Annotated in this window: 10 protein-coding genes and 1 pseudogene; 4 read left to right on the plus strand and 7 right to left on the minus strand. The window is 72.7% G+C overall.

Annotated features, from left to right (window positions below; genetic code table 11):
* From E1J50_RS24035 to E1J50_RS24050, 4 genes are all read right to left on the minus strand, one after another.
* A partial coding sequence (locus E1J50_RS24035; protein ID WP_132256434.1) for a D-alanyl-D-alanine carboxypeptidase family protein occupies positions 1 to 671 on the minus strand: 671 nt, incomplete at its 3' end.
* Between the two features lie 117 nt (positions 672 to 788).
* Entirely contained in the window at positions 789 to 2,054 is a 1,266-nt protein-coding gene (locus E1J50_RS24040; protein ID WP_132256437.1) for a septal ring lytic transglycosylase RlpA family protein, read from the minus strand.
* Positions 2,055 to 2,494: 440 nt separating this feature from the next.
* Positions 2,495 to 2,851 (minus strand): ribbon-helix-helix domain-containing protein, encoded by a 357-nt coding sequence (locus tag E1J50_RS24045; RefSeq protein WP_132256440.1) that lies wholly within the window; start codon positions 2,849 to 2,851, stop codon positions 2,495 to 2,497.
* Positions 2,835 to 3,473, minus strand: coding sequence for a ParA family protein (locus tag E1J50_RS24050; RefSeq protein ID WP_132256442.1), 639 nt, complete (start codon positions 3,471 to 3,473; stop codon positions 2,835 to 2,837). The genes E1J50_RS24045 and E1J50_RS24050 overlap by 17 nt, the downstream gene beginning before the upstream one ends.
* A gap of 498 nt (positions 3,474 to 3,971) precedes the next feature.
* Between E1J50_RS24050 and E1J50_RS24055 the strand changes: the two genes are divergently transcribed.
* Positions 3,972 to 4,550, plus strand: coding sequence for a PAS domain-containing protein (locus E1J50_RS24055; RefSeq protein WP_132256444.1), 579 nt, complete (start codon positions 3,972 to 3,974; stop codon positions 4,548 to 4,550).
* A 49-nt stretch (positions 4,551 to 4,599) separates the two neighbouring features.
* Here E1J50_RS24055 and ntrC read toward each other — a convergent pair whose 3' ends face one another.
* From ntrC to dusB, 3 genes are read right to left on the minus strand one after another with little or no spacing between them, the layout of a single operon-like run.
* A complete protein-coding gene (gene ntrC / locus E1J50_RS24060) occupies positions 4,600 to 6,066 on the minus strand; it encodes a nitrogen regulation protein NR(I) (protein WP_132256446.1) in 1,467 nt (488 codons plus the stop codon).
* Between the two features lie 5 nt (positions 6,067 to 6,071).
* Complete coding sequence (locus E1J50_RS24065) at positions 6,072 to 7,226, minus strand: two-component system sensor histidine kinase NtrB (RefSeq protein ID WP_132256449.1); 1,155 nt, start codon at positions 7,224 to 7,226, stop codon at positions 6,072 to 6,074.
* Positions 7,223 to 8,278 (minus strand): tRNA dihydrouridine synthase DusB, encoded by a 1,056-nt coding sequence (dusB, locus tag E1J50_RS24070; protein ID WP_132256451.1) that lies wholly within the window; start codon positions 8,276 to 8,278, stop codon positions 7,223 to 7,225. The genes E1J50_RS24065 and dusB overlap by 4 nt, the downstream gene beginning before the upstream one ends.
* A 224-nt stretch (positions 8,279 to 8,502) precedes the next feature.
* Here dusB and E1J50_RS24075 point away from each other — a divergent pair, with 224 nt between their 5' ends.
* The 3 genes and pseudogenes from E1J50_RS24075 to E1J50_RS24085 all read left to right on the plus strand — a co-directional run.
* Positions 8,503 to 9,798, plus strand: a complete 1,296-nt coding sequence (locus tag E1J50_RS24075) for a bifunctional 2-C-methyl-D-erythritol 4-phosphate cytidylyltransferase/2-C-methyl-D-erythritol 2,4-cyclodiphosphate synthase (protein ID WP_132256453.1) — start codon at positions 8,503 to 8,505, stop codon at positions 9,796 to 9,798.
* 4 nt (positions 9,799 to 9,802) lie between these two features.
* A complete protein-coding gene (locus E1J50_RS24080; protein ID WP_132256455.1) occupies positions 9,803 to 10,306 on the plus strand; it encodes a CinA family protein in 504 nt (167 codons plus the stop codon).
* A 96-nt stretch (positions 10,307 to 10,402) separates the two neighbouring features.
* Positions 10,403 to 10,775, plus strand: a pseudogene (locus E1J50_RS24085) (chloride channel protein); the annotation flags it as partial.

Here is a 10,775-nt window from a genome sequence, read left to right on the forward strand (position 1 = left end):
GCGCCGATGTCGAGCGTGAGCAGCGGGTTGCGGTTCTGCTGCTTGATCTTGTTCCAGGTGAACTCGCGCTCGGCGAAGATCTTGTACAGGTCCGGATAGGTCTCGATGATGTGCAGCGAGAGCTTGGCGAGGTCGCGGGCGGTGACCTTCTGGTCGGGCGCCGAGTAGCCGGTCGCGTTGCGGAAGGTCGAGCGCGTGAGGCCGATCTCCTTGGCGCGGGCGTTCATCATGCCGGCGAAGGCCCCCTCGCTGCCGGCCATGTTCTCGGCGATGGTGATCGCGGCGTCGTTGCCCGACTGGACGATGAGGCCGCGCAGGAGGTCGGACAGCTTGATGCGGCTGTTGACCTGCGCGAACATCGAGGAGCCGCCGCCCCCCGCGCCGCCGCGCCGCCATGCGTCCTCCGTCACCGTGAACTCGGTCTCCATGCTCAGGCGGCCCTCTTTGAGGGCGCCGAACACGATCTCGGTGGTCATCAGCTTGGCCATGCTGGCCGGGGCGAACGGCTCGTCCGCCGCCTTCTCGAAGAGCGTCGAGCCGGAATCCGCGTCGATCAGGATCGCGTGGGGCGCGCTCGTCTGGAAGTTCTGCGCCGCCGCGGGCCGGAACGCCCCGGGCGCCAGCAGCAGGCAGGCCGCGGCGAGATAGACCCGGATCGACGTCGTACGCATCCAACAACCCTCGCCTGCACGCCCGGCGCCCTGCCCTGCCGGAAGCGAGACCTTACAGCGGTTTCCCGCGCGAATCGAACGTCCAATCGCCGCGCGGAACGCGGGGCCGCCGCGCGCTCAGTTGACCTCGGCGAGGCGGGATCGACGCGGCGACGGCACCTTGCCGGGCGCGGAGGCCGGGCTCGGCTTGGCCTGCGGGTTCGCGGGCGGGGAGGCGGCGAGCTTGGCCATCGCGAGCCGCGATGCGGCGGGCATCGGGGAGGCGGCGAGGCGGCCGGTGGCGACGGGGCCGGAGCCTCCGGACTTGCCGGCGGGCGGCGCGGCAAGGCCGCGCGCCGTCGGGAGCGGGCCGGGCTTCGCGGCGGGGTGCGGCGCGGCGCTCGCGAGGCGAACCGACGCGGCGGGGGCGTCGGGCCGTCCCTTCGCGGCGGCCTGGGAGGACGGGGAGCGGATCGGGGCGGCCGCGAGCACGGGCCGGAAAGGGGCGCCGCGAGGGGCGGTCGGCTGGAGGGCGGGCGGCACGGGCGCCGCGGCGCGCGCGACGAGCACCGGAGCCGTCCGCCGCACCGGACGGGGCGCCTCGTCCGCCTGACGCTCCTCCCCTTGCCGCTCCTCGATCTGCCGCTCCTCCTGCGGCCTGAAGGCGAGCGGGGCCCGCGCGCGGGCCGGCTCGGGCGCGTCCACCGCGGCGTCGGAGCCGAGATCGGCGAGCATGACCGGGCCGCGCCCGCCGATCGCGGCGGGACGTCCGTCGGTGCGCAACGTCGCCAGGAGCTTGCGGTCGTCGCTGCCGGCGATCGAGGCCTTGCCGATATACTCGACGCGCACCCGCGTGGTGCCGCGCCGGTGGAACTCGAGGGACTCGGCCACGGCCTCCGACACGTCCATGACCCGGTCGGCGTGATAGGGGCCGCGGTCGTTGACGCGCACGATCATCGAGCGCCCGTTCGCGGTGTTCGTCACGCGGGCGTAGCTCGGCAGCGGCAGGGTCGGGTGGGCGGCGGCGATCGAGTGGCGGTCGAACACCTCGCCATTGGCGGTCTGGCGGCCGTGGAAGGCGCTGCCGTACCAGGAGGCGAGACCCTCCCGCACGTAGCCCCGCGCATCCTCCCGGGGCACGTAGGTGCGCCCGGCCACCACATAGGGCTTGCCCGAGAAGCGGCGCCCGCCGCCCTTCGGGATCACGTCGCCCTCGTTGTAGAGGCGCGGGCTCGCCTTGACGCCGTATTTCGGGTCGATCCCGTTGCCGGGCGCGGAGGCCGCGAGCTTCTGCGGGTTGTTGCTGCAATTGGCGGTGGCCAGCGCGATCGCCGAGACCGCGAGGATCCGGCGGAGCGGGAACGCGGCGAGCCACGCCGTCCCGTCCTTCGTCGAACGCACCATCACCAACACTCGGGCCTCACCGCGTACGCCACATGCCCGGCCCGGCGCGGTGAGCGGCCGGGACGGGTCCGTCCCGAGCGGAAGCCGCCCGGGACGACACCGAGAATTGTCGAGGCGACGTAAAGGAAGGCTGAACGAGACGGCCCTTCATGTCCGCCGAGGGGCCCGCGAGACGTTGAGGCGGCGGATGAAGATTTTCGCTCAACGCATTGCCGACATTGCCTGAACGTCACACGGCATTGGGCCGGATGCGCGCGCGGAGCCGAGAGCGTCGGTCCGGCCGGGGCCGAGGCCGGCATTCCTCATGCAAAAACACAGAAACAGCGCGCAAAGCGCTGTTTCTGCGACTGTTTTCGGAATGATGCTCCGTCGCCTTCCCACGCCCGCGGCAGGGCCGCCGCGTGGCGCCGGTCTCCGCGAAGGGCCGGACGGCGGACGGCTCAGCGCGGCGGTCCCTCGTTCAGCTGGTCGATCGAGCGGGCGCCGCGCTGCTTGAACAGCATGTCGAGCGCCTCCAGCATCAGGGCGTGCATCTTGGTGCGCTCGGCATAGGCGAGGTCGCGCAGCTGATCGTAGACCGGCGGCTCCAGGTAGACCGACATCTGCCGCGCCCGCTCCTTCAGCGTGGCGCTCGGGCGGCGGGCCGGGGCCGGCGCGACGTCAAGCTGAACGATCTCGGCGCTCTGCTGAACCGGCTGGAGAGCCTGAACCGGCGCGGGCTTGGCGGGTGCGAGCTTCGGCGGGGGGGCCGCCGCCGCGACGATCGAGGCGAGGTTCAGCTTAGGCGGCTTTGACATGCTTGGCCCCCTGCATCCGCCGCTCGATCCAGGACCAGAGCCGGCGCACCTCGCTGGCCGCCTGGCCCTTCGGGTTGAACTCGGTCACGCCCTGGCCGACGCCGATCGCGTCCTGGTGGTCGGTGCGGGCGACGATGTTCACGTCGGGCAGGACGCCGAGCACGGCGAGGCCGTCGGCCGCGTCGCGGATGCGGTAGGAGCGGGGCGGGGTCTGGTTCAGGACGAAGGCGAATTTCTTCTCCAGGCGGTAGACGGCGGCGAGCGTCGGCTTGAAGGCGCGCAGGTCCGCGGGCGTCGGGCGGCAGGGGATGATGCAGAGATCGGCGGCGCGGATCGCCGAGAGGGTGCCCGTGGAATCGACGCCGGGCGTGTCGATGAAGACGTAATCGTAGGCCGACTCGCGCAGCTGAGCCATCACCGCCTCGATCTGCGTCGCGTCGATCTGGGCGACCTCGGGGCCCTGGGCCGTGCGGTGGTCGAGCCAGTCGCTGATCGTGGCCTGCCGGTCCATCTCCAGGATGCAGACGGAGCGTCCGGCTTCCTGGGCCGCGACGGCGAGGGAGATGCAGAGCGTGCTCTTGCCGCTGCCTCCCTTCTGCGTGACGAACGTGATGGCTTTCATCCTGACGTCCTCTGCAACCGGTTTCCGGATCTGCGGCGGCTTCAGCAACTTTAGGTTACATAGGACCGGAGGCCGTCTCGCCGGATCCCGGACCCTCAGCGGGTCCCGTCCCCATCCGGCGCGGCACGGCGTCCTGTGACCCAAGGATGCGATGATCCCGGTTTGGCCCATCATGGTTAACGACCGGTTAAGCGGGGCTCCCGGCCCCCTCCCGGCCCGGCGGGCGCTCGCCCGCGAAGCGGGCCGGAGCGCCGGGCGGGTGCATCGAGGCCCGATCGCCGATCCCTCGGGCCGGCGAATCAAGTCACGGCCGGACTCGATCAGTATAATCTGAGGTTGCGCAACTTGCGTCCTCACGAAATATTGCCCTTTCCGTTGAGAAGGCAGTACCCTAGATCTGATCGCACGGCGCTTCGGCAGAGCGCCTTATAAACCTCAAGTTAATTTGCGCGGCGGGATCTGCGGCCGGCGCGGAGCCGTTCCGGCTCGAGGACCAGCATGGGTGAAGCCCTGACGCTACCGGGGACCGGCGACCTGCAGGCGGCGCTCGACGCCTCCGGCGTCGTGGGGGCCTGGGAGCACGATCTCTGGAGCGGGCGCCTCTCCCTGTCGGCTGCCTTCGCGCGCCTTCTCGGGATCGACCCGGACGTGGCGGCCAAGGGCGTGCCGCTCGCGGCCTTCCTGGCCTGCACCCATCCGGAGGACCGGGTCCGCGTGGAGAATCACCTCCATGCCTCCAGCGAGGCGGCCGGTCCCTTCGAGGCGGAGTTCCGGACCGGCGATGCCCGCACCGGGGTGCGCAGCCTCCTGATGCGGGGCCGGATCGACCGGGACGAATCCGGCCGGGCCGCGCGGGGCTGCGGCATCGCCATCGACCTCACCGAGAACCGCGCCGCGAACCTGCAGCACACCGAGCGCCTCGTGAACCGGATGGCCGAGCACGTGATCGCCCTGCGCAGCCTCGCGGGGGCCCTGCACCGGCCCGCGCTCGCCAAGCTGGTCGACGGGCTGATGATCGAGATCGGCTTCGAGCTCGCCCGCTACCTGCGCGACCCGACGGACGGGCACAGGCACTGAGCGCGGACGGCCCGGAGTTCGACCTCCCGCGGCACCCCGCCCCGTCCCGTCAGCGGGCGGTGCGGAACACCTGCAGGTCGAGGTCGCGCACCTTCTTGCGCAGGGTGTTGCGGTTGACCCCGAGGAGCTCCGCCGCGCGGATCTGGTTGCCGCGGGTCGCCGCCAGCGCCGCGCCGATCAGGGGTCCCTCGATCTCGCGCAGGATGCGGTGGTAGAGGCCGGGCGGCGGCAGGGTGTCCCGGTAGCCGGAGAAATACTCCGACAGGTGCCGCTCCACGGCGCCCGACAGGGTCTCGCTCTCGCCCGCCCCCTTGCGGCCGGACGCTCCCGCCGGGGCGGCGGCCGGCTGGGCCAGGGGCAGGGTGTCGAGCTCGGCCTCGATCACCGGGCCGGTGATCGTCTCCTGCGGGTAGAGGGCGGCGAGCCGCCGGACGAGGTTCTCGAGCTCGCGCACGTTGCCCGGCCAGCGGTAGCGCTTGAGCCGCTCCATGGCGTCGGCATCGAGCGTCTTGCGGGTCAGGCCCTCGCGCTCGACGAGGACGAAGAAGTGGCGCACGAGGTCCGGCACGTCCTCCGAGCGCTCGCGGAGCGCCGGCAGGCGCAGCGGCACCACGTTGAGGCGGAAGAACAGGTCCTCGCGGAAGATCCCCTGCTGGATCGAGACCCGCAGGTCCTTGTTGGTCGCCGCGATGATGCGGACGTTGGTCTTGATCGGCACGCGCCCGCCGACGGTGGTGTACTCGCCCTGCTGCAGCACGCGCAGCAGCCGGGTCTGCGCCTCCATCGGCATGTCGCCGATCTCGTCGAGGAAGAGCGTGCCGCCCTCCGCCTGCTCGAAGCGGCCGGCCGAGCGCGAGAGCGCGCCCGTGAAGGCCCCCTTCTCGTGGCCGAACAGCTCGGATTCGATGAGGTCGCGCGGGATCGCCGCCATGTTGACGGGCACGAACGGGCCGGTGCGGCGGCGCCCGTAATCGTGGAGCGCGCGGGCCACCAACTCCTTGCCGGTGCCGGATTCGCCCGTGATCATCACGGTGAGGTCGGTCGGCATCAGGCGCGCCAGCGCCCGGTAGATCTCCTGCATCGCCGGCGATCGGCCGACGAGGGGGATGTCCTCGTTCTCGGGGCCCGCGCCCGCCGGCGCCGCGCCGCGGGGGCGGGAGAGGGCACGGCCGACGATCGCGATCAGCTCCTTCAGGTCGAAGGGCTTGGGCAGGTACTCGTAGGCGCCCCGCTCCGAGGCGCGGATCGCCGTCATGAAGGTGTTCTGCGCGCTCATCACGATGATCGGCAGCTCGGGCCGCACCCGCTTGATGCGGGGCAGGAGGTCGAACACGTTCTCGTCGGGCATCACCACGTCGGTGATGACGAGGTCGCCCTCCCCTTGCGCCACCCAGCGCCAGAGGGTCGCGCAATTGCCCGTCGTTCGCACCTCGTAGCCCGCCCGCGACAGGGCTTGGTTGAGGACGGTGCGGATGGCGGCGTCGTCGTCCGCGACGATGATATGGCCGTTCGGCATGACTCTTACTCGGCCTCCGCGACCGATTCGCGCCCATCCCGGGCGCTCGACATGGGGAGGAGAAGGCGGAAGGTGGTGCGGCGGGGCACGGGATCGCACTCGACGATACCCCCGTGATCGCCGACGATCTTGGCCACCAATGCAAGACCGAGGCCGGAGCCCTGCGCCTTGGTGGTGACGAAGGGGTCGAACAGGTCCGGCAGCAATTCGGCGGTGACGCCGGGTCCGTTGTCCCGCACCGCCACCTCGATCGGCAGGCTCACCCGCTCGCGCGAGCCCGGGATCTGCAGGCGCAGGCCCGTCCGGAAGGCGGTCGAGAGGGTGATCTCCCCATCGACCGCGTCCGCGCCGATCGCCTCGGCCGCGTTCTTCACGAGGTTGAGGATCACCTGGATGAGCTGGTCGCGGTTGCCGAGGACCGGCGGCAGCGAAGGATCGTAGTTCTCGACGAAGCGGATGTGACGGGCAAACCCCGACTGCGCCGAGCGCTTCACCTGGTCGAGCACCCCGTGCACGTTGACGGAGCCGCGCTCGACGGGGCGCTCGTCGCCGAACAGCTCCATCCGCTCGACGATGCGCACGATCCGGTCGGACTCGTCGCAGATCAGCCGGGTCAGCACCCGGTCCTCCTCGGCGCCCGATTGCTCGAGGAGCTGGGCGGCGCCGCGGATGCCGGCGAGCGGGTTCTTGATCTCGTGGGCGAGCATGGCGCCGAGCGCGATCATCGAGCGGGCGGCGCCCCGATGGGTGAGCTGGCGGTTCATCTTGTCGGCGATGGTGCGCTCCTGGAGCATCAGCACCACGGCGTCGCCCTCGTCGCCCAGCGGCGTCGCGAACACGTCGACGCTGCGCTCCTGGCCGGAGCGGGGCTGGGTCAGCTCGACCCGGTACTCGCTGACGCTGGCCCGCCTGCGGCGCACCTCCGCCACGAGGGCGATGATCGGCGAGGAGAAGGGGATGATGTCGCGCAGCCGCCGCCGCTGCATCAGCCGCGCCGAATGGTCGAAGAAGCTCTCGGCGGCGTGGTTGCACTGGAGGATGCGCTCGTCCGCGCCGACGGTGAGCACCGGCAGCGGCAGGGCGTTGATCACGGCCTCCGAGGTCGGCGAGCCGCGCCCCCGCCCGTTGGCCTCGCGGCCCGAACCCCCCTCCTCGCTCATGCCGCCTCCCCGATCGGTTCCGCCGGCGCCGCGCCGGGCGCCGGCTCCAGGAAGGCGCGCCGCAGGAGCGTGAGCGCCACCTCCGGATCGTGGGTGGTGAGGAGCCGGGTGCGGTCGGCGGGCGCGAGCGCCGTCCCCTGCGTCCCGGCCGCCTCGACATAGGCCGCGAGGTGCTTGCGGGCGTGGCGCACGCCCATGGCGGCCCCGTAGAGGTCGATCAGGCCGCGATAATGCTCGGCGGCGATGTCGGCCTTCTCGGCCGGCCCCGGCTCGCGCACGGGCCGACCGGCCAGTGCGTCCGCGATCTGCCCGACGAGCCAGGGCCGGCCGACGGCCGCCCGCCCGACCATGACGCCCGCCGCGCCGGAGGCTGCGAGGCAGGCCTGCGCATCGGCGAGATCCGTGACGTCGCCGTTGGCGATGACGGGGATCGAGACGGCCGCCACGACGGCGCGGATCGCCGCCCAGTCGGCCTGCCCCTTGTAGAATTGCTGGCGGGTGCGGCCGTGGACCGTGACCGCGGCGAGCCCGAGTGCCTCCGCCCGGCGGGCGAGGTCCGGCGCGTTGAGGCTCGCATGGTCCCAGCCGAGCCGCATCTTGACCGTGACCGGCGCCCGCACCGCCGCCCGCACGGCGGCCAGGATGCGGGTGGCGTGGTCAAGGTCGCGCATCAGCGCCGAGCCCGCCTCCCCGCCCGTCACGGTCTTGGCCGGGCAGCCCATGTTGACGTCGATCACGTCGGCGCCGGATGCCTCGCAGAGGCGCGCGGCCTCGGCCATCGCTTCCGGCGCGCAGCCCGCGAGCTGCACGACGTGCGGGCTCACCCCCGCCCCTTCCGCGCGCAGGCGCGCCTCGCTGGCGCCGCGGGCGAACTCGGCTGCCGCCACCATCTCGGAGACGACGGCGCTGGCGCCGAGGCGCCGCGCGATGCGGCGCATGTGCAGGTCCGTGACGCCCGAGAGCGGCGCGAGCAGCACCGGCGGCGACACGATGCCGTCAGCGTCCGCGGAAGCCCCCGAGCGCACAACGCTCAAATAATGATCATTCGTCATTCTGCACAAGGAATAGACAAAAGCCGGCCGGACGCAAGCCGCCCGCGCGATTTGATTTCGGGTCGTGCCCCGCTTAAACGAGCGGCGGGCGGGCAGGGCCGGCGCGGGGCGCCGCAGCGATTCGGCCGGTCCTGACCGAATGTCGCACCGCGGCCCGGCGTGATTACGGCACCCGCCCGGACGGGCGATGCCGGGGCGTGGGCCTGAAGAGTATCAGAATCTCTATGTCCAGCACCGCGTTGAGCGTTGCCGCTGTGGTCGTCGCGGCGGGTCGCGGCATCCGCATCGGCGGCGGCATGCCCAAGCAGTACCGTCGCGTGGGCGGGCAGGCCGTCCTCACGCGCACGCTCGCCGCGCTCGGCTGCCATGCGGGCATCGCACGCATCCAGCCCGTGATCGCGCCGGACGCGGCCGCCTTCTACGAGGAATGCCTCGCCGATCTCGACCCGATGGTGCGGGCCAAGCTCGCGGCCCCGGTGCCGGGTGGCGAGACCCGCCAGCAATCGGTCCGCGCCGGCCTCGAGGCGCTCGAGCAGGGAGGCGCGCCCGACCTCGTCCTCGTCCACGACGCGGCGCGTCCGCACGTCGATTTCGGCCTGATCGACCGGGCGATCGCGGCGGGCCGCGACCACCGCGCCGCTGTGCCCGGCATCGCGGTCAGCGACACGATCAAGATCGTGGAGGCGGCGGGCGCCGGCATCGGGCGCGTCCGCGAGACGCCCGCGCGCGAGGCCCTGCGCGCCGTGCAGACCCCGCAATCCTTCGCCTTCCGCCCCCTCCTCGACGGCCACCGGGCCGCCGCGGAGGCCGGCCTTCACGGCTTCACCGACGACGGGGCGCTCGCCGAATGGGCGGGCCTGCCGGTCGTCACCTTCGAGGGCGATCCGCGCAACCGCAAGATCACCCAGCCCGCCGACCTGATCGAGGCCGACCGCGCCTTCGGCTCGGCCGCCTCCGCTCCGGGAACCTCCGCCATGACCCATTACGTCACCCGCCTCGGCACCGGATTCGACGTGCACGCCTTCACGGAGGGCGACCATGTCTGGCTCGGCGGCGTGCGCATCCCGGCCGACCGGGGCGTGCTCGCGCATTCGGACGGCGATGTGGCGCTGCACGCGCTCACCGACGCGCTCCTCGGCGCCATCGCCGACGGCGACATCGGCACCCACTTCCCGCCGAGCGACGAGAGATGGCGCGGGGCGGCGTCCGACCAGTTCCTGGCCCATGCCTGCTCGCTGGTGCGGGCGCGCGGCGGGCGGATCGACCATCTCGACATCACCGTCCTGGCGGAGGCCCCCCGCATCGGGAAGCACCGCGAGGCGATCCGGGCGCGCATCGCCGAGATCGCGGGCGTGCCGCTCTCGTCCGTCTCGATCAAGGCGACGACGACGGAGAAGCTCGGTTTCGTCGGCCGGGCCGAGGGCCTCGCCGCCCAGGCCGCGGCCACGGTCCGGCTCCCCGAGGAGGAGGGCGCGACGCTCCTCGATGCCCAGGCCGAGACGGCCATGCGCCAGGGCTGAGCCGGTGCTCGCCGACGCCGCCCTCCTCGCCCGGGCCGAGGCGCTCGTCTCGGGGTACGCGGCGGCGGGGCTCACGCTCGCCACCGCCGAATCCTGCACGGGCGGCCTCGTGGCTGGCCTCATCACGGCGGTGCCGGGCTCCTCAGCGGTGCTGGAGCGCGGCTTCGTCACCTACTCGAACGCGGCCAAGAGCGAGGCGATCGGAGTGCCGCCCGATCTCGTCGCCGCCCACGGCGCGGTGAGCGAGCCGGTCGCCCGCGCCATGGCGGCGGGCGCGCTCGCCGCCTCGCGGGCCGACGTCGCCGTCGCCGTCACGGGCATCGCCGGCCCCGGCGGCGGCAGTGCGGAGAAGCCGGTCGGCCTCGTCCATTTCGGGCTCGCGCTGCGGGACGGCACCCTGCGCCACCGGGAGCGCCGCTACGGCGATCTCGGTCGGGCCGAGATCCGCGCCCGCGCGGTGGCCGACGCGCTGGGGCTGCTCGAGGGCGCCCTGCCCCGCTCCGGCTGAGGGCACGCGGGACGCGCCTTTCCGGCCCGGTCGTGGCATGCTCGGCCGATCCTTCGCCCGCTTCTCCGAGCGGGCATTCCCGTGCCCGACCGGACCATGCCGCCGCATTCGACCCGGGGACGCCCCCGCACCCGCCGCTCGATGGCGCGCCTGCGCAGCGCCTCCCTCGACGCCTTCGCGATCTGGCGGCGGCGCCTCCTGTTTCTCCTCGGGGGCATCTGCGTCGGCCTCGCCGCGGTGCTCATGGCCAAGCTCGCCGATGCGGCTCAGGCCGGCTTCCGGCAGGTCCTCGCGGTCTCGCCCCTCCTCGCCCTCGCCGTGACGCCCGCGGGCTTCGGGATCGCGGCGCTGCTGGCCCGCACGGTCTTCCCGAACTCGCAAGGGTCCGGCATTCCGCAGGTGATCGCGGCCCGCCACACGCATGATCCGGGCTTGCGCCACGCGCTGATCTCGCTGCGCGTCGCCTTCG

The organism is Methylobacterium segetis (genome assembly GCF_004348265.1).
GTDB lineage: Bacteria > Pseudomonadota > Alphaproteobacteria > Rhizobiales > Beijerinckiaceae > Methylobacterium > Methylobacterium segetis.